The following is a 20,515-nucleotide window of genomic DNA, read 5'->3' as shown; positions in this document are numbered from 1 at the left end:
CCGCCTTCCTCCCGTATTCCTCAACAGTCAAACGTTGGAAGATCGATGCTGGAAAAGCAGGAAAAGGCCGCCCTGGCCGCACGTATCAGAGATTATCTTGCGCGGGAGACCGAAGCCGAGATCGGCCATCTGCAGGCGGAAATCTTCGTGGATTTTCTGGCCGAGGAGCTGGGGCATGTTTTTTACAATGAGGGGCTCAGGGATGCGCATGCCGCGATCCTGAGACGCCTTGAGGATGCAGCAGGCGATATCGACGTGCTGGAGAAGCCGAAGCCGCGCTAAACTAGTCCCGCAAAATGTCGCGGCTTTTGAGAATGGCCGCGCCTTTTTCCCGCATCGTCGAAATCGCGGCCTTGATGCCCTGTGGATCGATGCCGCGGCTGGCATCTTCGATGAAACGGACATTCACACCGGGCAGCATGTCGAGGGCATCGAGCACCGAAAAACTGACGCAATAATCCGTGGCAAGGCCGCAGATGTCGAGTTGCGTGACACCCTGACGGCTCAGATAATCAGCCAGTCCCGTCGTCGCACCCTGGTCATTGTCGCGAAAGGCGGAATAGCTGTCGACGGCCGGGTTTTCGCCCTTCTGCTGAATATAGTCGAAGGCGTCCGTCTTGAGGTCGGGATGAAATTCCGCATCCGGCGTGCCCTGCACGCAATGGTCCGGCCACATCATCTGCGGTTTGCCGGAGAGTTCGCCCATGTCGAAGGGTTTCTTGCCGGGATGCTGGGAGGCGAAGCTGCCGTGATTTTCCGGGTGCCAGTCCTGCGAGGCGACGATGAGATCGTAGCCGCCATTGTCGATCAGGGCATTGGCGATGGGCACGACCCTGTCGCCATCGGCAACGGCCAGGTTGCCGCCCGGGCAAAAACCGTTCTGGATATCGATGAGCAGCAGCGCCTTCATGATGTGCCTCCCTTTTCAGGGCAGGATGCCAAGCCGGCTTTAACGGATCAAGCCCCTTTCGACCTCTCCGGCAGGCACGGGTGTTTCGGGCAGGGGGCTTGCCCTGTCGCAGTGCTGCCGCAATTGCAGCAAATTTCCGGCCAAGTCGGAATTTACCTGACAATGCGGCGACGGAAATTTTTAGGCCGATGACGACCCTTTGAGGGGCATTTCCCGGGACAATGCAGTGCGGACGCACGCAGTCTCGGCGCAAGTCATTGTTTTGCCTTCGCCTTACAATGCGCAGACCTTAACGAATTATTTTTGCAGGGACTCGTAAACACTTTGGTTACCATAATTCGTCATGCTTCGAACCAGTCAGTTCCGAAACCGGCGTGGTGTTTGCCCGCCCTTCGGATGTCCCAAAATCCCTCCGGCGTCGGCCGGGTGTGCGTGAACGGTTCGAGTAACGAGTATCATGGCGTTTTCTGCTGCGGCCTATAATGGCGCCGGTCTTGCCGGTTCGTCTTCCGTCAAGAGAGGCAAATCCTTTGCGTTCGGCCGAATGTCCGCCCTTCTCGGCGGCGGTGCCTTTGCCGGCCTTTTCGCCTTGGCCGCCTTTGCCTCGCTGCACAGCATGGCCGCCGCTTCGCATGGTGTCGGGCAGTTTGAAAAGACGCTGGTGACGCGATTCGCTTCCACTGAGACGGCAATTGCCCACGCGGCTGCGCGGGATATTCACGTGCGCAAGTTTTCCCGCCTGAGCGACCACAGCCATGGCCAGCAGAAGGCGGTTCGCCTCGCCGGCATCATGCCCGAGATCGGCGCGAAGGAATTCAGTGAGCGCTTCGGCGCGGCTGCCAATGCCAAGGGGCAGGCGACCGTGAAGCAGCTTGCCGCGCTCAAGCCGTCGGCGATCGTCGATTCGGCGCTGGGTCGCACCTCCGAGGTTGCCTATCAGAGCGCCGTTCCGCAGCACCCGGCATTTGAAGTGGCGCTGGCGCGGCCGCAGATCGAGGAAGAGGCAAGCAGCCTGCTGCCCGATGATGTCCCGCTGCCGAGCTTCCGTCCCGAGGTTGCGATGGCTGAGACAGTCGAGCCGTCACCGCGTCCCGCGACATCGTCCAAGACCGAGGAACATGTTCCGGCCGTCGCTTCGGCACCGGCTTTCGATGCGCCGGTTCCCCTGAGGGCGCCTGCGCCGCCGAAGCAGAGCACCGGCGCCATGCTCGCCTTTGCAAAACCTGACAATCCGATGCGTGAGCCGAGCAAGATGGATGCGGTTCCGTGGCCGGATCGCGGTAACGGCACGGCGATCTACGATATTTCCTCCGGCGTGGTGCACATGCCGAATGGCGAGAAGCTCGAAGCGCATTCCGGCATCGGCAAGATGCGCGACAACCCCGATTACGTGCATGTGAGAATGCGCGGTTCGACGCCGCCTTCCAGCTATCGTCTGACGATGCGCGAGGCGCGGTTCCATGGCGTCGAGGCCATTCGCCTGACGCCCGAAAACGGCGTCAACCCGCACGGTCGCGACGGTCTTCTGGCGCATACGTACATGCTGGCGAAACGCGGTGAATCGAATGGCTGCGTGGTGTTCCGGGATTACCCGCGCTTCCTTGCGGCCTTCAAGCGCGGCGAAGTCAAGCGCATGGTGGTGGTGCCGAAGTTGAACGGCAACCGGCCGACACTTGCGAGCAGCGGCGGTAAAAGCGGCGGCAAGACCCTGCTCGGCATGTTTTCGCGCGGCAGCGATTCCTGAGCTTTCCGCATTTTCCTGACTGGAAATGCTCTAGCGACCGCGCCGCTGTGTCAGCACCATGCCGGCCAAGATGAGCAGGATGCCGAGTGCGCTAGCCCAGAGTTTCGGCGGATGATCGCCGAAAAGATCGAGAACCACGCCTGAAACCATCTGCCCGCTGATGACCAGAAGGGCGGTATTGACCGCACCGATGCGCGGAATGAGCCAGCTTCCCGAAGCGATGAAGACGACGCCGATCGGCCCGCCGATAAACGCAAGCCAGGGCGCGTCGGCCGCGCCCGGCGGAATGAGGCCGCCGACGATGAGGCCGATGACCGTCAGTACGGCAAAACCGACAATGTGGTTCCAGAACGATGCGATGAGCGGTGAGTTGGACAGGCTGAGGCGACCGTTGATCTGGCGGCTCAGCGCCACGAAGACGCCGCCGGTAAAGGCCATGGCGATCCAGACGATCATGCCGTTCTCCCGACAAGGATGATGAGGGCGCTGCCGCACAGGATCAGCGCCACCGCCGCCATGTCCCGCAGGTCCGGCTTTCTTCTGGGCAGGCCGAAGAGGCCGAAAAGATCCGCCAGAAGGCTGAAGATCACCTGTCCGCCAAGCCCGAGCGCAATGGTGCCGGAAAGCGCCAGCGGCGAATTGACGGCAGTGGAGGTGAGGACGACGATGGCCGCACCCACGACCCCGCCGCAATAGGCCCATAACGGCGCTCTCGGTTTTTCCGCTGCGCCCACTTCTTTCTTCGGGCGCATGATGGCGAGATAGATCAGCGCCGCCACCGTGCCGGTGCCATGCGCCGTCCAGGAGGAAAACAACGCATTGCCGTAATGGGCAAGCTGACCGTTAAAATGCACCATCAATGTCAAAAGGCAGCCGCTGGCGAAGGCGGCGGTGAGATGTAGCGGGTTGAGGCGGGGATGCGTCGTGTTTGTCATGGTCGGCCGAATTTTGTTCACGCTCGGAAGCGTTATCGCATCGGCGCCGCAAGCGAAATCGAATTCTCCATGTTTCCTGAATTCATACGGAGCGCGTCAGCTCCCCCGAGCGGATGCCTCAACGCTGCGAACCGGGATGGCGTCTGTCATCACTTCGGCGAGGAACTCTGTAATCAATGTGGAAACACGTTTCGGGTCTTCCCAATGCGGATTGTGGCCATGGCCCGGTAGCGTCACGCTGTGCGCGGTGGGAAACGCCTCGGTGAGTTGCCGCTGATGGGTTTCGTCGAACAGAGGGTCTTCAGAACCGGAAAGGCAAAGGATCGGTGCATTTATTTTGGATGCGCTGTGGTGCAGGTTCGTTTCTCCGAAGGCCTTCAAAACGCCATGCCATGTCGATGCGGGCATATTTGCCGCGTCCCGCTTCATACAGGAGATAAATTCGTCGCTGACGGGATGGCAGCAGGAATACCAGTCACTTAGGAAACCGTCGGCCGGCTTGATTGGATCGCGCAGCGCAAGAATGTCCCTGGAAAGCCTGCTTTCGGCACCGAAGTCGGGTTCCAGCGTACCCGAGATCAGAGTGAGCGCGCGGACAGAATGGGGGCGCCGGGAGGCCAGTTCGATTGACGTCATCGCACCCATGGAATGGCCAAGCAGAAAGAAGCGCGAGATGCCCATGAGCGTCAGGAAGTGATCGATCGTTTCAGCGAAGTCCGAGACGTGAAAACCATGCCCCAAGGAAGATGCGCCGTGGCCGGGCAGGTCAGGAGCAATCAGCCGGTATTCCTGGAAATACGGTTCGAGCACCGAAAAGCTGCGGCTGGTGTCGGAAAACCCGTGCAGCATCAACAGCACCGGACCGGGACCGCCGGTGTCTATAAAGGACAGTCGGCGCTTGCGCGGCAACTCTATGTAACGTTTGCGCTTTTCCCAATCGTCAAGGTAAACCGACGTCATAGGCCGAGACCTGCCTTGACGGCTGCAAGACCGTTCTGGCCATCAAAGGTGGACACGTCTTTCAGCCATGTCTCAAGCCGTTGCGGTTCCGCCCTGAGCGCCTGTACTGCCGCGTCCTCCGGTGACAGGCCGCCGTTCATGATTAAGTCCATGCCCATATTTTCGTATTCCACATCAAATTCCAGGTTTTGGAGCAGCTTGGCTACATTGGGGCATTCCTGCGGATACCCTTTGCGGACCTGGGTATCGACGGTGGCCGCACCAAAATTGGGTCCGTAAAATTTGTCGCCGCCCGTCAGATATTTCATGTCGAATTTGCTGTTCATCGGATGCGGCGCCCAGCCCTGGAAGACGATGAAAGACTTGTTGCGGCTAAAGCGCGCTACCTGGGAAAGCATGCCCTGTTCGCTGGATTCAACGACCTCCCAGTCTTTGAGGCCGAGCGACGGATCGTTGACGGCCTCCAGCATCAACTGGTTCGAACCGGGTTCGATGCCGTAGAGTTTTCTGTCGAACTTGTCGGCAAATTTCTGCAGGTCGGTGAAGTCCCTGACGCCGGCCTCCCAGGCATAGGCCGGCACGGCGAAGGTGTACTTGGCGCCCACGAGGTTGGTGCGGACTTTTTCGACCGATCCATCTTCCTTGTAGGGCTTGTAATAATTGACCATTGCCGGATCCCAGTAGCCGAGGAAAACGTCGAGGTCCCTGGCTTTCAGGCCGGTGTAGATGACGTCAATTCCGAGCAGCTGGCTTTGCGGCTCGTAGCCCAAAGCCTTCAAAAGCGTCGTGGCTATACCGGTCGTGAAGGCGAGGTCATTCCACCCTGGTTCGGCCATGCGCACGATTTTGCAGGCTTGCGGATCGGCTGCGAAAGCGGCGCTTTGTCCCGCCGCAACAAATGCCGCCGCCGAAAAAATCTCCACCCATCTTCTCATGAGGCAACCTTTTGTCTTAGCGGTTACTAAATTGACCGATGGGACAATAATTGATCTTTCCGGAAAATTTGTCAATGTGCTTTTGCAAGGAGACTGAAATGCGACTCACTAAAATAAGCGATATTCGCCGCGCCGAACTGAGACGCGCGGCGTTTGAAGTGCTGCAGAAAGAGGGGATGGCGGGGGCGACGCTCGAGAGGGTCGCAGCACAAGCCGGCGCCTCCAAAGGAATCGTGCTGCATTATTTCGCCAGCAAGCAGGAACTGTTCGAACACGCGATGCGGGAGGCCAATTTGAAGTTGGCGGAGGTCGTCGTTGCACGCCTCAAACGCGCCTCCAATCCTCGTGAAAGACTCGACGCGATTATCGAAGGCAATTTCGACGAGAGCTTTTTCCAGCCATCGATCTGCCATGCCTGGCTTTCGCTGTGCGCCGAGGTTCCCCGCGAGCCGCAGCTTGCGCGCATCCAGAAGGTGATCCATGCGCGCATGCGCTCGAATCTGCTCTCCGCACTAAGGCATCTCGTGCCGAAGCAGGACTGTGAGCCCGTCGCGCTGGGCATCACCACGCTGATCGACGGGCTATGGCTGCGGTCCGGTCTGCAATCTGGAGGGCTTTCGAGAGAGGAGGCGATGGCCCAAATGCATGACTACCTGTCACACCGATTATCAAACTCGGAATCGGCCGTCTAAGGCTCGCCGTGCCAAGGCGAGAGCTGTGATGGAACCAGCCTTCGTCTACCGCATTATTCCGGCATGAAGAAAACGACACGCAAACCATTGAACCGGATGACGATTTTCGTCATTTCGCTTTTTATTCTCGCAGCCGTGGTTGCGGCCGTCTATCTCGTCGGCTTCACGCCCGGCGAAGTGTAAGTCGGATTGGTCAGCGATCAGCCAGTGCGGTCCTGCTTTTGTCGCGTTCCATCGCAACTTTTGTTCTTGCGACAGCGAAGCGGATGCTCCGCAGCAGGAAACGGCTGGTTTCGAGAAAGGCGCGATAGGGCAAAACGGTGAAATAGCGCCAGCGCGGCAGGCGGTAGATGCGCAGATTGTTCTGGATCTGGCTTTCCCCATCCGCATCCTGCGTGGCGCAGAGCGGGTAGAGGAAGGCTGCCTTCAGCCCCGCGAGATATTCCAGATCGAATGCGATGTCATAAGCGAGCCGCATGGGGATCAGCTTCGATATCCATTTTCCGGCGCGGCGGTTGACGAGATAGGCTCCCGACCCTTTTTCCCGCGTGATGGCAATGGCGAGCGAACGACCATTGGAAAGCTGGCGGAACGGGAATTTGCGGCCATTGCTGACGGTCGTGAGCCGCAGCAAATCCCAGTCGCCGCCATTCAGCACCGCCTCGTCGATGGCGTTGAGAAAATCATCGTCGAAGACCACGTCATCCTCGAGGATGAGCGCGATATCGGCATCGCCCGCCATGAATTTACTGGCACAGGCGACATGGCTGAGATAGCAGCCGATTTCCGGCGGCGAGGTACGGCGGCCATGCATGAGCATGTAGGAAATCTCGCTGAATTCCGGGATGGGGTAATTCAGTTCCCTGCCATTGACGCCGGGGACACGCTCCGCCTTGAGCCCCATGGCATCGAGGCGCGCGGTCATATCCGCGAGGCGTTTGGTGGCGCTGTCCATATTGATCAGGAAAACGGCGAGCCTGCGCTGGCTTTTCGGTAATATATGCAAAGCTGTCCTCGCCGGTTCCACTTCCCCATTGCAACTCCTTTATTGCAACGGCATGACGTCGGCTACGGAAAAAGCAGCCTTCAGGCACTCACGGTTGTCGAATCAGACCTTTTCCACAAATCCGTCCAGCACGCGCTTCTGGCCGGCGCGGTCGAAGTCGATGGTCAACTTGTTGCCCTCGATGGCGGAAATATTGCCATTGCCGAATTTGAGGTGGAAGACGCGGTCGCCAACAAAGAATTTCGATGGCGTGTCGGCGACGGATTTCGCCACCAGTTCGCCGTCGATCGTGCGGGTGCGCGGGCCGCTTTCGCCATAACCGATGCGTTCCACCGCATGGCCGGAGCGGGTGCCCCAATTGTCACGGGTGGCGTCGCTGCGGTTCTGCTGCGCACGCTTCCAGCCGGGGGTGGAATAGTTGTTGGTGAAAGGATCGGCCTTGTCGAAACGCGACTGGCCGTAGCCGCCGCGTCCGCCATAACCGCCGTAACTGCTGTCGGATGCCGCGACATCCACATGGGCGGGCGGCAATTCATCGAGGAAACGCGAGGGCAGGGTGGATTGCCACAGCCCGTGAATGCGCCGGTTCGACACGAACCAGATATGGCAGAGCTTCTTGGCGCGGGTGATGCCAACGTAAGCGAGACGGCGTTCTTCTTCCAGACCGGAGCGCCCGCCTTCGTCCAGCGCCCGCTGGTGCGGGAACAGACCTTCTTCCCAGCCGGGCAGGAAGACGGTGTCGAATTCCAGACCCTTGGCGGAGTGCAGCGTCATGATGGAGACGGCATCGAGATTTTCGTTCTGCTCTGCATCCATGACGAGGGCGACGTGCTCGAGGAAGCCGCGCATGCTCTCGAAGGCCTCCATCGAGCGGATGAGTTCCTTCAGGTTCTCAAGCCGTCCGGGCGCTTCGGCCGTCTTGTCGGCCTGCCACATGGCGGTATAGCCGCTTTCGTCGAGAATCTGCTCGGCAAGCGTGGTGTGCTCGGTATTTTCCAAGAGGCCCTGCCAGCGGCGGAAATCTTGCACCACGTCGAACAGCGCCTTGCGCGCCTTTGGTTTCAGCTCGTCGGTCTCGATGATGTCGGCGGCCGCTGCCAGCATCGGAATATCGCGGGCGCGGGCATAGTCGTGCAGGTTACGGATCGTCGTATCGCCAAGACCGCGCTTCGGCGTATTGACGATCCGCTCAAAGGCGAGATCGTCGGCCGGCTGGCAGACGAGGCGGAAATAGGCCATGGCGTCGCGGATTTCGAGGCGCTCATAAAAGCGCGGGCCGCCGATGACGCGGTAATTGAGGCCAAGCGTCACGAAACGGTCTTCGAACTCGCGCATCTGGAAGGAGGCGCGGACGAGAATGGCCATGTCGTTCAGATTATGGTTTTTGCGCTGGAGCTGTTCGATCTCCTCGCCGACCGCACGGGCTTCCTCCTCGGAATCCCAGGCGGCATGCACCACGACCTTTTCGTCATTCGGGCTGCTGCGTTCGGTGAAGAGCGTCTTGCCGAGACGGCCCTCATTATGGGCGATCAGATGGCCGGCCGCGCCGAGAATATGTTCGGTGGAGCGGTAGTTTCGTTCGAGCTTGATGACCTTGGCGCCGGGAAAATCCTTGTCGAAGCGGAGGATATTGTCCACTTCCGCGCCGCGCCAGCCATAGATCGACTGGTCGTCGTCACCCACGCAACAGACGTTCTGCGGTTCGCCCTTGGCGCGTTGGGCAAGCAGCCTCAGCCACATATATTGCGCCGTATTGGTGTCCTGATATTCGTCCACCAGAATGTACCGGAACTTCTGGTGATACTCCTTCAGAATATCGGTGTGGCGGCGGAAGATGCTGATGGGATGCATCAGAAGGTCGCCGAAATCGCAGGCGTTCAGCGTTTTCAGGCGGTTCTGATAGGCGGTGTAAAGTTCGCGGCCCTTGCCATTGGCGAAAGCGCGGCTGTCACCCTCCGGAATGTCCGACGGCGTCAGGCCCTTGTTTTTCCAGCCGTCGATCATGCCGGCGAACTGTTTTGCCGGCCAGCGCTTGTCGTCCAGCCCTTCGGCTTGAATGAGCTGCTTGATCAGCCGCACCACGTCATCGGTATCGAGAATGGTGAAATCCGATTTCAGGCCGACGAGTTCGGCATGGCGGCGCAAAAGCTTGACGCCGATGGAGTGGAAGGTGCCGAGCCAGGGCATGCCCTCGACAGCGCCGCCGACGAGAACGCCGATACGTTCCTTCATCTCGCGGGCAGCCTTGTTGGTGAAGGTCACGGCAAGGATCTCGCGGGGGTAGGCGCGGCCGGTGGAAATGATATGAGCTATGCGGGTGGTCAGAACCCGGGTTTTGCCGGTGCCTGCGCCTGCGAGCACGAGAACGGGACCATCCAGCGTTTCCACGGCATCGCGCTGCTCGGGATTGAGGCCGGAAAGATAGTCGGGTGCAGCACGCGTCTGATCGCGCGCCGCCATGGCGCGGGCGGCAATTCCGAGCCCGCCGCCGCTTTCCACACCGGCATTGTTCGTTGCCCTGCGCGGTGCGGCGGGTTCCTCATCGAAGAACGGCATATCGTCAAAACTGTTGCTCATGCGGCCCAATGTAGTGATTCGGGATATAAAGGCCAGAACCGTGTTCTGCTTTTATTCCGGTATCAACCATCAAAACGCCCATTCCAAGGCATTTTTTCGTTTCATGTCTGCCTGTCGGCGTCGAAAGCGGCGTCAACGGGCACTTGCAACGCCACCGCAAGCTGGTTGGTCTTGGCGGCAAGCGCGATGACGCGCAGCAAATCGGCATGTTGTTCGGTGGTCATGCCCTTGGCTTTTGCTGCTGCGGTGTGGGAATGGGCGCAATAGGAGCAGCCATTGGTGACGGAAACGGCGATATAGAGCATTTCCTTCACCACGGGATCGAGCGCCGAAGGTGTCGCCATCACCGCCTTGACCTCAGCCCATGTCTTTTCAAGCAGATCGGCATCGAAGGCGAGGTAGAGCCACATATTGTTGATGAAATCCGATTTGCGGGTGGCGCGGATGTCATCGAACACCGCCTTGACGCGCGGGTCGGTTTCCGGGTTTTCGGTCTTCGTCACGGTGCTCATGGCTTCCTCCGGTTATGGCGTCTCGGTGGCGCAGATTAGCCCAATGGCGGATATTTGCGACAGGAATGCACGGATGGATTGCGGATTGGCTGCGCCGGCGGCATTTGCGCCCAAATTACAATTACGTAAGGAACGGATTTGTGCGTTGCCTTGCCTCAGCCAAGCAGGAATACTGCATCTGTCCCGGAACGCAGGTTTTCGGGAATGCTTTATGCTGCGCGGATCAACCGGAGAAATATATGCGGGTCTGGAAACAGGTGGGTGTCAGTGTTGCCGTGGTGGGAGCGGGGCTCTGTCTCTGGGGCTTCTATTCGCCCGAAGCCCGCAATGTGCTCGCCAGCATGGGGCTTGGCAAAACGCCTGCCGGCGCCGTCGAGGTTGCCGCCGCTACGCCCGGTTCGGGTCAAAACGCCGGCGGTGCGCGCCGCAATGGCAACGCCACACTGGTGGTGACGGCCCCGGTGAAGAAGGGCACGGTCAATGACCGGCTGAATGCCATCGGCAATGGCGAGGCGATCCAGTCGGTTGTCGTCATGCCGCAGGCTTCCGGCACGCTTTCCGAAATTCGCACGTCGTCCGGCGCACGTGTCGTGAAGGGGCAGGTGCTGGCGCGGCTCGACGATGAGGAGCAGGTGATCGAGCGCGACAAGGCGCAGGTGGCGCTGCGCAGCGCCGTTGAAAAATCCAACTCCTACAAGAACCTGAAATCCGTTTCCCGCCTCGATGTGCTGGATGCGCAGATTGCCGAAGAAGCCGCCAAGCTTGCGCTGAGCACCGCCGAACTCAATCTCAAGCGGCGCGATATCGTTGCGCCGATAGAGGGTGTGGCGGGTATCGTCGCCGCCAATATCGGCGATAACGTCACCACGCAGTCAACCATCGTCAGCATCGATGACCGTTCGGAAATTCTCGTCAATTTCTGGGCCCCCGAGCGGTTCGCAACCGCGATCAAGGTCGGCATGCCGGTGGAGGCCACGTCCATTTCCCGGCCGGGTGAGACCTTCAAGGGCGAGATCGAGGCCGTCGACAACCGCGTCGATGAGGCGAGCCGCACGATCCGTATCCGGGCGAAGTTCGGCAATGAGAAGGACGAGCTGAGGGCGGGCATGTCCTTCGGCGTCACCATGCGTTTTGCCGGGGAAACTTATGCCTCGGTCGATCCACTGGCCGTGCAGTGGGATGCGGAAGGCTCTTACGTCTGGCGCGTGGCCGACAATAAATCGAACAAGGTGCGGGTGCAGATCGTGCAGCGCAATCCCGATGCCGTTCTCGTCAAGGCGGAGCTGGCGGATGGCGAGCCTGTCGTGATCGAGGGCCTTCAGCGTGTCAGGGAAGGCGGCGCGGTCCGCGTTGGCAACCAGCCGAAGCCTGAAGAGGTTGCCAGCCAATGACGACGCAGCCACCCTCCGGACAGGATTCCAAGCTCGCCTTTACCGCATTGTTCGTGCGCCGGCCGATTCTGGCGGCGGTTCTCAACACGCTGCTGGTCGTTGCCGGCCTTGCGGCGCTGGTGGGCGTTGAAGTGCGCGAACTGCCTGATGTCGACCGGCCGACGATCAGCGTCAGGACCACCTATGAGGGGGCCGCACCCGAAACCATCGATCAGGAAGTGACGCAGACCATCGAAGGTGCGGTGGCGCGGGTCAGCGGCGTCAAATCCATCTCGTCCAACTCGCAATTCGGCACCAGCCGCGTGACGCTGGAATTCGGTGACAATGTCGATCTGGCCGTCGCCGCCAACGACGTGCGCGACGCCATCGGCCGCGTTACCAACCAGTTGCCTGACGATGCCGACGAGCCGCAGATCATCAAGGCGGATTCCGACAGCCAGCCGATCATGCGCCTTGCCGTCACTTCCTCCACGCTCAGCATGGAAGACCTGACCAAGCTTGTGGATGACGAGATCATCGACCGTCTGGCCGCCGTCGACGGCGTGGCCGATGTGGAGCTTTACGGCGATCAGGAAAAGGTTTTCCGGGTCGATCTCAATCAGGCGGCGCTCGCCAGCCGCGGTTTGACGGTGACCGATGTTTCGAACGCGCTTGCCAGCGCAGCCCTCGACGTGCCGGCGGGGTCGCTGAAAAGCACGACGCAGGACATCGTCGTGCGCGCTACCGCCAGCCTGACGAAGCCCGAAGACTTTTCCAACCTTCTCATCAAGAACAATATCCGCCTCAGGGACGTCGCGACCGTCATGCTGGGCGCGGATGATGAATCCACCTCGCTGCGCTCCAACGGCGTGCAGGGTGTCGGTCTCGGTGTCATCCGGCAGGCGCAGTCGAACACGCTCAGCATCTCGACCGGCGTGAAGGCGGCCGTCGACGCCATGTCGGCCAATCTGCCCGAAGGTACGCGTATCGTCGTCACCAGTGACGATGCCGTCTTCATCGAAGGCGCGCTGCATGAGGTCGAGCTGGCGCTCGGTCTCTCGGCGATCATCGTCGTCGTCGTGCTTTATCTCTTCCTGCGCGACTGGCGCGCCACCCTCATTCCGGCGATCACCATGCCGGTGGCGCTGATCGGCACCATCGTCGCCATCTATATGGTCGGCTTCTCGGTCAATATTCTGACCCTGCTTGCGATCGTTCTGGCGACTGGCCTCGTGGTCGATGACGCCATCGTGGTGCTGGAAAACATCGTGCGCCGCCGGGCGGAAGGCATGGGGCCGCGCGCCGCTGCCGTTCTCGGCACGCAGGAAGTCTTTTTCGCGGTCATCGCGACAACGGCGACGCTTGCCGCCGTCTTCATTCCGCTTTCCTTCCTGCCGGGCCAGCTTGGCGGCCTGTTCCGCGAATTCGGTTTCGTGCTGGCCTTCGCGGTGGGCTTGTCCTCCATCGTGGCCCTGACGCTCTGCCCGATGCTCGCCTCGCGTATGCTGAAAGAGGGGTTGAAGGAGCCGACGGGGCCGCTCGCATGGTTCGGCAATGTCTTTGCCTCCACCTACAAAACGACACTTTCCGCCTGCCTCAACAATCCGCTGATCGTCATCGTCGTGGCGCTGATCTTTTCCGGCCTGTCGTGGATCGCCTTCGGCATGATCCAGAACGAGCTGACGCCGCGCGAAGACCGCGCCTCGATCATGATGCGGGTCACCGCGCCGCAGGGCGTCAGCCTCGAATATACGCGTGACCAGCTGCAGCGGATCGAGGAAAACCTGCAGCCGCTGCGTGACAGTGGCGAAATCCGCAATATCTACTCCATCACCGGCATGAACGGTTCGTCCAATACCGGCTTCATGGTGCTGACGCTCGCGCCCTGGGCCGACCGTGAGCGCACGCAGAACCAGATTGCCGCCGATGTCACCTCTGCCGCCAACAGGGTGCCGGCACTGCGCGGCAATGCGATGCAGCCGAACAGCCTTAGAATTCGCGGTGCCGGCAACGGCCTGCAGATGGCGATGGTTGGCAGCAACTACGCGGCGCTGACCGAGGCGACGCAGAAATTACTGCTTTCCATGGAGGAAAGCGGCCTGTTCGATACGCCGCGTTTCGACAATGAACCCAACCAGGCGCAAATCTCCGTTTCCATCGACCGCGAGCGTGCGTCGGATCTCGGCATCGACATTACCGGCCTGTCGCGCGCCATGCAGTCGCTGCTGGAAGGCCGCTCGATTGTCGACGTCTTCGTGGATGGCGATGCGATCCCGGTCAGGCTCCTGTCCTCCACCCGGCCGATCAACGATCCGACCGACCTCGAAAACGTCTTCCTGAAAACCGGCGACGGCAAGATCGTGCCGATGTCGGTCATCGCGTCGCTCAAGGAAAATGCGGTTGCGCCGCAGCTCAACCGCGAGCAGCAGCTTCCCTCCGTCGGCTTTACCGCCAACCTCAAGGATGGCGTTTCGCTGGGTGAGGCGCTGCAAAAGGTGAACGAGCTTTCGCAGTCCGTCCTGCCACCCGGCGCTCGTCTGCTGCCGCTCGGCGAGGCCGCGACGCTGGAGGAAAATTCGAGCGGCATGTTGCTGACCTTCGGTTTCGCCATAGCCATCATCTTCCTCGTGCTGGCGGCGCAGTTCGAAAGCGTGCTGAGCTCGGTCATCATCATGACGACGGTGCCGCTCGGTCTTGCCTGCGCGGTCATCGCGCTGCTGGTCACCGGTTCAAGCCTCAACGTCTATAGCCAGATCGGGCTCGTCCTCCTCGTCGGGGTGATGGCGAAAAACGGTATTCTCATCGTGGAATTCGCCAATCATCTGCGCGATCAGGGCGCAACCGTGCGGGAAGCCATTGAAAAGGCGACGAGCATTCGCCTGCGCCCCGTGATGATGACGATGATTGCGACCATTCTCGGCGGTGTTCCGCTGGTGCTGGCGCAGGGTGCCGGCGCGGAAGCGCGCATCGCGCTCGGCTGGGTCATCGTCGGCGGCCTCGGCTTTGCGACGCTGGTGACGCTTTACATCACGCCGGTCTCCTACCTGCTGATCGCCCGCTTCGCGAAACCGCAGGCGGATGAGGAGATCCGTCTTCACCGCGAGCTTGAACTTGCCGCCCGCCGCAAGGCGCTGGAAGAGGACAAGCCGCTGCTGGCGGCGGAATAAAAACGGTTGCCTCCAAACAGTGTTTGGCGCAATCGCGATGCTGGACAAAGCGTTTACCTTATCCCATACCACCTGACGGAATTTCGTAACGGATCGAATCCGTTACGGGCAGATGTTGCGGTGGAGACGGACGATGGCGCTGAAAGACGTGGTGGCGGGAAAGCGGAACGAAGAGGGCATCGCGTCGGCGCTCGCGGTGCTGAAGCAGCAGCTCGGCGACAGGCTTCAGACCGGACAGGCGTTTCGCGAACAGCACGGCCATACCACCACCTATCTGACGCTGCAGGCGCCTGACGGTGTCGTTTTTGCCGAGAGCGCGGACGATGTGAAGGCCGTGGTGAAGGTCTGCGCGCAATATAAGGTGCCGGTCATTCCGTTCGGAACGGGCTCTTCGCTGGAAGGGCAGGTGAATGCGCCTGACGGTGGAATCTGCATCGATTTCAGCCGGATGAATCGCATCATTGAGGTGAATGCGGAAGATCTTGACGTGACGGTGGAGCCGGGTGTGACGCGCGAGGACCTGAATGTCTATCTGCGCGATACCGGCCTGTTTTTCCCCATCGATCCCGGCGCCAATGCCTCCATCGGCGGCATGGCCTCGACGCGAGCCTCCGGCACCAATGCCGTGCGTTACGGCACGATGAAGGACAATGTGCTGGCCGTTACCGCCGTCGTTGCCAATGGCGAAGAGATCCGTACCGCCCGCCGTGCCCGCAAATCGTCTGCGGGTTACGATCTGACGCGGCTTTTCGTCGGTGCAGAGGGAACGTTGGGTGTCATTACCTCCGTTACGCTGCGCTTGCAGGGTATTCCTGAAAAAATCGCCGGCGGGGTCTGCACCTTCGACAGCATCAAGGCGGCCTGCGATGCCGTCATCATGGCGATCCAGATGGGGGTTCCGGTCGCCCGCATCGAATTGCTGGACGAGGTGCAGGTGCGGGCCTGCAATGCCTATTCCGGCCTGAACTACGCCGAGAAGCCGACACTCTTCGTGGAATTCCACGGCACCGAGGAAACGGCGGCGCTGCAATCGCAGCAATTTGCCGAGATCGCCGCTGAATGCGGCGGCGTCGATTTCCGCTGGACGAGCGACGCGGCCGAGCGCAACAAGCTCTGGAAGGCGCGGCACGATGCCTATTGGGCCTCGCGCGCACTTGCACCGCATCTCGACGGGCTTTCCACCGATGTCTGCGTGCCGATTTCGCGGCTCGCGGATTGCGTGGTGGAAACGCAGCGGGATATCGAGGAAAACGGCTTTCTCGCCCCCATTGTCGGCCATGCCGGTGACGGGAACTTTCATGTGCTTATTCTGTTCGATGGCAAGGATGCCGAAAGTGTCGCGAAAACAGAGGCCTTCGTCGCCCGTCTCAACCGCCGCGCCATCGCCATGGACGGCACCTGCACCGGTGAACACGGCATCGGACAGGGCAAGATGAGTTTCCTCGCCGAAGAGGCCGGCAATGCACTGGATCTCATGCGCGCCATCAAAACGTCGCTCGATCCCGATAACATCTTCAATCCGGGCAAGTTGTTCCGGCTTGTCTGATCATTCTCATATTTGATTGGTACAAAAGGCTGCTTGCCGTTAAGGCAGAAAAGAATAGGTTTGCAGCGTTCGCGAAGGGAGATGCAGGTCAGTGCTCGGACGTATTCTGGTTTTTCTGGGCGGATTGCTGGCCGTGGTGCTGTTTTCGGCGCTGCTTATTCCCTATTTCGTCGACTGGACGGATTTCCGCCGCGATTTCGAGGATCAGGCAAGCCGTATTCTCGGCAAGAAGGTGGTGGTGCATGGCCGCGTCGAAGCCCGTATCCTGCCTTTCCCTTCGGTGACATTGCATGATGTGCGCGCCGGAACGGACGCGGATGGATCGCCGCTCATTCAGGTCGCCCGTTTTTCCATGGATGCCGAGTTGGCACCTTTCCTCTCCGGCGAAGCGCGTATCTTCGACATGCGCATCGAGGAACCCAAGGCCAAGATCCGGCTGCTGAAAGATGGCACGCTGGACTGGATGCGTGGCAGCCGGGCGGAAATTCCAGCCCGCACCGTGGTTCTGGAAAGCGTGCAGATCGAAGGCGGGCAGATCGAATTCATCGACGAGCAATCTGGCCGCAACCGCGTGGTGACGGGGCTTAACGCCGACATGTCCGCCAATTCGCTGGCCGGGCCGTGGAAGGCGGAGGGACGCGCCGCCGTCGATGGCCATCCGGGCTCCTTCTCGCTCTCCAGCAGCGAGCCGGATTATGCCGCCGGCCGCATGGGGCTGAGGGTGCGGCTGGTGCCGGACGAACACCCGGTCGAGGTCGATCTCGATGGCGCAATTGCCGCAACGGCGGGAAAGCCCGCCTATAGCGGTTCTTTCTCCTTCAGTTTCCGTGAGGACGAAAAGCAGAAACAGCAGGCCGGACAATCGCTGTTTTCCTCGCCGCGCACCCGCGGCAGCTTTGAACTCACCAATGAAAGCGTGCGTATCCCGAGCTACCGCATGGAGCTCGGCGGCAGTGAAAATCCCTATGTCGTGACCGGGGAAGCAACGCTCGATACCGGCGCCAAGCCGGAATTCCTCCTGACGGCCGATGGCCAGCAGATCGATGTCGCCCGCTTTGCGCCGCCCGTCGTGCAGACGGGCAAGACCTCGCGCCAGCCCACCGCCTCGGTGCGCCAGCGTATTGAAGCCTTTGCCGCCATGGTGGCCCGCATTCCTGTTCCGCCGGTGCCGGGCAAGGCGAGCATCAGCCTTCCGGCGCTCGTTTCCGATGATACGACCATTCGCGACATCAGGCTGGATGTGCGCCCTGAAGGCAGCGGCTGGCAGGTGGTGAACGCGGTTGCGACCCTGCCGGGCCGGACGCAGCTCGAAGCCAAGGGGTCGTTGACGCTTCTCGGCGGCCCTGCCTTCAACGGCAATCTGCTTCTCGCCTCCAACCAGCCTTCGGGTCTGGCGAACTGGCTTTCCGGTTCCGTCGATCCGGCGATCCGCCAGCTCAATGCAGCCGGTTTTTCCGCCGATGTCTCGCTGACGACGCTCAACCAGCGTTTCGACAATCTGGAGCTTGCAATCGGCGATGCGTCGCTGAAAGGTGAGCTGGAGCGGCGCTCCGATGGCAAGACCTCCAATCTTTCCATCGATCTCGCCGGTAACGAAATCGATCTCGATGCGCTGAAGGCGCTCGGCAGTCTGGCGCTTGGCGATCAGGTCGGCAGTTCCGTGCTCGACCACCGCATTACCGCGAAATTCAAGGCCGACCGGTTCAACATGGCCGGTGTGACCGCCAATCATGTCGAGACCGCCTTCACCATGGCGGGCGGTGTTCTCTCGCTGGAAAACATGACGGCCGGAGACATCGCCGGTGCGGAAGTCAGGGCAAGGGGTGAGCTGCAGGGTTCGCTGCTGAAATATGCGGGCAAGGGCACGGTGAACCTGCATGCGGCGGATATGCAGCCGCTCTTTACCATGCTGCAGCAGAAATTGCCGAACCACCCCTTCCTCAGCCGTCTGGCGGCGAGTGCCCCGTGGTACGCCAATTCCGATCTCTCCATGGATGTTTCAGTCAATAGCGAAAATGGCGGCGCCAATGTCGCCGTTTCCGGTACCGTCAATGGCAGCCGACTGTCGGCCGTGGCCAAGATGCCGGATTTCCTGTCGATCACCGATGATACCGCCATGTCGCTGGAAGCGGTTCTGAAAAACCAGTCGACGGCCATCCTGTTCGGGCAGGCGGGGCTCGATCCGCTGCCCTTTGATGCGGATGGCGAGGGCCTTTTGTCCATCAAGCTCAACGGCACGCTCGGCTCGCCCGCCCAGACGGAACTGCGCTTCTCGACGGAGCGCACGCATTTTTCGATGAACGGCTCCTTTGCCGTTTCATCCGCCAATTTCGGTGAGGGCAGCGCCGATGTGGCACTCGAAAGCGCCGACATCGAGCCCTATCTCATCATGAACGCCGTTGGCCTGCCGCAGCTTGGCGGCGGCATGGCGTTGAAGGCCAACGCGAAAGTGGCGGTGGATGGGCAGAAGATCGCGCTTTCCTCGATAGGCGGGCAGGCGGGCGGAAATCCGTTCTCGGGTAATCTGACCTTCCAGCGCGCCGCGCCCTATCCCGTCACCGGCGATCTTGCGGTCAGAACGGCCGATCTCGCCTGGCTGGGTGATGCGATCTATGGGCCTGTAATCGATCCGGAAACCGGGGCGCTCAACGCCAAGCCTCTGGCCATGGCCGCCTTCCCGCAACTCAAGGCTTCGCTTGCCTTGAAAGCGGAAAGCTTCGAGGCCGGCCCTTTCGGCACGGTCACGGGTGTTTCGGCCAAGGTCACGCATGATGCGGGCAGCCTCTCTCTCGACGAAGTTGCCGGCACCTTCATGGGCGGCAAACTCACGGGACGGCTCGCCATGTCGACGGGCGAGGGGGCGGGCATTTTCCGCACCAAGATCGCGGTCACCGACGCCAATCCGGAGCCGATCCTGTGGGCGAATGCCAATGGGCCGGTCGCGGCAGGCCGGGTCGCCATCGACCTGACGGCCGAATCGACCGGCAAGAGCGTCGGTGAAATGCTGAAATCGGCAGGCGGCTCGGGTGAAATCCGGGTCGGTGGGTTGGTGCTGAAGGGGCTCAATCCCGGCACCCTGCCACCGATCCTGCAGGCGGCGGACGGCTTGCAGCAACCGATCGACGCGCCCAAGGTGCGGCCGCTGGTGGACCAGAGCCTGTGGCAGGGTGAAATCGGCCTCGGCGATGTGGCCTTGCCGTTCTCGCTGAATGGCGGCGCGCTTCATTTCAAGAATTTGCGTGCGGGGATCGATCCGGTAACGCTGACGGCCGATGTAACGGTTGATCTTGCGGCTTCGACCGTGAATGGCGACCTCGATCTCCTGTTCAATCCCGGCACCGAAACCGTTGCGGGGGCCGAGCCTTCGGTGCGCCTGAATTATAACGGCCCGCTTGCCGCGCCGGCTTTGACGACCGACGTTTCGACGCTCAGCAATTACCTGTCGCTCCGGGCTTTCGAAAAGGAACGCCGTCGGGTGGAGGCTATGCAGGCCAGCGTTCTCGAAAAGCAGCGCCTGCGCCGGGAAGTGGCGCTTTATCGCTCTCAGGCGGCCGAGCGGCAGGCCGAGAAGAAACGGGCGGAGGCGGAAGCCAAGGCCAAGGCGGAAGAAGAGGCGCGTTTAAAGGCTGCGGCCGAAGAACGTCTGCGTCAGGAAAAGGAACAGCAGGAGCGGTTGCAGCAGCAACAGCAACAACAGGAACAGGGGCAACAGCCGACGCCCGAGCGGCAATCTGCGCCTGTTCTGGTGGTGCCTCCGACGGAAAATGCCATCCGGCAACTGGCGCCGGAAAATGCTCCCGCGACGCCGTGAGCTTGCGGGCAGGGGAGGGCTGATCGGCCTTCATATTGCGAAAGTGGGAAACCTGTCCCGGAACGTTGCATCATCCTCGAGCATGAGTCGACAATCTCACGGTAAACTCGTTCCCTAACGGCGGAAACCCGGGAACGCTTCGTGGTGGATGTGAGGGATGGCAAAGGTCTGGAAACAGTATTTGAAAGCAAGGCTACGCAATACGGGAAATGCCTTGCAGCGCAGACTAGGCCGCCAATGTTTAATGAATGCTTTCACGGCGTTACGAGTTTTTGGCAGTAATTTTTGTAGTCCGGGGGGACAAATTCGGATAGAGGCATCCACAGGCCGTGACCGATTGCGTATCTTTA

15 protein-coding genes are annotated in these 20,515 nt (G+C 60.7%); 7 read left to right on the top strand and 8 right to left on the bottom strand.

The features are described from left to right. Window positions 1–45 precede the first annotated feature (45 nt). Window positions 46–282, top strand: a complete 237-nt coding sequence (locus F3H58_RS01530; RefSeq protein ID WP_003522348.1) for a DUF2164 domain-containing protein — start codon at window positions 46–48, stop codon at window positions 280–282. A gap of 1 nt (window position 283) precedes the next feature. On the opposite strand, the gene pncA is transcribed toward F3H58_RS01530, so the two are convergent. After that, window positions 284–910, bottom strand: coding sequence for a bifunctional nicotinamidase/pyrazinamidase (gene pncA / locus F3H58_RS01525; RefSeq protein WP_149740974.1), 627 nt, complete (start codon window positions 908–910; stop codon window positions 284–286). Between the two features lie 457 nt (window positions 911–1,367). On the opposite strand from pncA, the gene F3H58_RS01520 reads away from it, so the two are divergent. After that, window positions 1,368–2,654, top strand: coding sequence for a DUF2778 domain-containing protein (locus F3H58_RS01520; RefSeq protein WP_149740973.1), 1,287 nt, complete (start codon window positions 1,368–1,370; stop codon window positions 2,652–2,654). 30 nt (window positions 2,655–2,684) lie between these two features. Here the strand turns inward: F3H58_RS01520 and F3H58_RS01515 are convergent, their stop codons facing one another. The 4 genes from F3H58_RS01515 to F3H58_RS01500 all read right to left on the bottom strand — a co-directional run bounded on the left by F3H58_RS01515 (window position 2,685) and on the right by F3H58_RS01500 (window position 5,484). Further along, on the bottom strand, window positions 2,685–3,110 hold the full coding sequence (locus F3H58_RS01515) for a DMT family transporter (RefSeq protein ID WP_078051864.1): 426 nt from the start codon (window positions 3,108–3,110) through the stop codon (window positions 2,685–2,687). Then, window positions 3,107–3,589: a DMT family transporter gene (locus F3H58_RS01510; protein WP_149740972.1), complete on the bottom strand. Its 483-nt coding sequence runs from the start codon at window positions 3,587–3,589 to the stop codon at window positions 3,107–3,109. Before F3H58_RS01510 ends, F3H58_RS01515 begins: the two co-directional genes overlap by 4 nt. A 96-nt stretch (window positions 3,590–3,685) precedes the next feature. Next, window positions 3,686–4,549 carry an alpha/beta fold hydrolase gene (locus F3H58_RS01505; RefSeq protein WP_149740971.1) on the bottom strand — a complete coding sequence of 288 codons (864 nt, stop codon included), beginning with the start codon at window positions 4,547–4,549 and terminating at the stop codon, window positions 3,686–3,688. Next, a complete protein-coding gene (locus F3H58_RS01500; RefSeq protein WP_188128730.1) occupies window positions 4,546–5,484 on the bottom strand; it encodes a choline ABC transporter substrate-binding protein in 939 nt (312 codons plus the stop codon). The genes F3H58_RS01505 and F3H58_RS01500 overlap by 4 nt, the downstream gene beginning before the upstream one ends. A 98-nt stretch (window positions 5,485–5,582) precedes the next feature. Between F3H58_RS01500 and betI the strand changes: the two genes are divergently transcribed. After that, a complete protein-coding gene (betI, locus tag F3H58_RS01495; protein WP_149740969.1) occupies window positions 5,583–6,176 on the top strand; it encodes a choline-binding transcriptional repressor BetI in 594 nt (197 codons plus the stop codon). 193 nt (window positions 6,177–6,369) lie between these two features. Here the strand turns inward: betI and F3H58_RS01490 are convergent, their stop codons facing one another. The 3 genes from F3H58_RS01490 to F3H58_RS01480 all read right to left on the bottom strand — a co-directional run bounded on the left by F3H58_RS01490 (window position 6,370) and on the right by F3H58_RS01480 (window position 10,271). Next, the gene (locus tag F3H58_RS01490; RefSeq protein WP_149740968.1) at window positions 6,370–7,182 is read right to left on the bottom strand and encodes a glycosyltransferase family 25 protein; all 813 of its coding nucleotides are present in this window, start codon (window positions 7,180–7,182) and stop codon (window positions 6,370–6,372) included. A 102-nt stretch (window positions 7,183–7,284) separates the two neighbouring features. Further along, window positions 7,285–9,759, bottom strand: a complete 2,475-nt coding sequence (locus F3H58_RS01485; RefSeq protein WP_149740967.1) for an ATP-dependent helicase — start codon at window positions 9,757–9,759, stop codon at window positions 7,285–7,287. Between the two features lie 101 nt (window positions 9,760–9,860). Continuing rightward, window positions 9,861–10,271, bottom strand: a complete 411-nt coding sequence (locus F3H58_RS01480; RefSeq protein ID WP_149740966.1) for a carboxymuconolactone decarboxylase family protein — start codon at window positions 10,269–10,271, stop codon at window positions 9,861–9,863. A gap of 239 nt (window positions 10,272–10,510) precedes the next feature. Here F3H58_RS01480 and F3H58_RS01475 point away from each other — a divergent pair, with 239 nt between their 5' ends. The 4 genes from F3H58_RS01475 to F3H58_RS01460 all read left to right on the top strand — a co-directional run bounded on the left by F3H58_RS01475 (window position 10,511) and on the right by F3H58_RS01460 (window position 20,165). Further along, a complete protein-coding gene (locus F3H58_RS01475; RefSeq protein ID WP_149740965.1) occupies window positions 10,511–11,662 on the top strand; it encodes an efflux RND transporter periplasmic adaptor subunit in 1,152 nt (383 codons plus the stop codon). Further along, window positions 11,659–14,808 carry an efflux RND transporter permease subunit gene (locus F3H58_RS01470; protein ID WP_149740964.1) on the top strand — a complete coding sequence of 1,050 codons (3,150 nt, stop codon included), beginning with the start codon at window positions 11,659–11,661 and terminating at the stop codon, window positions 14,806–14,808. Before F3H58_RS01475 ends, F3H58_RS01470 begins: the two co-directional genes overlap by 4 nt. A gap of 133 nt (window positions 14,809–14,941) precedes the next feature. Beyond that, window positions 14,942–16,354, top strand: coding sequence for an FAD-binding oxidoreductase (locus F3H58_RS01465; protein ID WP_149740963.1), 1,413 nt, complete (start codon window positions 14,942–14,944; stop codon window positions 16,352–16,354). 91 nt (window positions 16,355–16,445) lie between these two features. Continuing rightward, complete coding sequence (locus tag F3H58_RS01460; RefSeq protein ID WP_149740962.1) at window positions 16,446–20,165, top strand: AsmA family protein; 3,720 nt, start codon at window positions 16,446–16,448, stop codon at window positions 20,163–20,165. Window positions 20,166–20,515 lie beyond the last annotated feature (350 nt).

The sequence above is a fragment of the Rhizobium sp. NFACC06-2 genome (assembly GCF_900101425.1).
Taxonomy (GTDB): Bacteria; Pseudomonadota; Alphaproteobacteria; order Rhizobiales; family Rhizobiaceae; genus Agrobacterium; species Agrobacterium leguminum.
The sequence above is the reverse complement of the archived record's forward strand: the minus strand, read 5'-3'. Positions and strand labels throughout refer to the sequence as shown.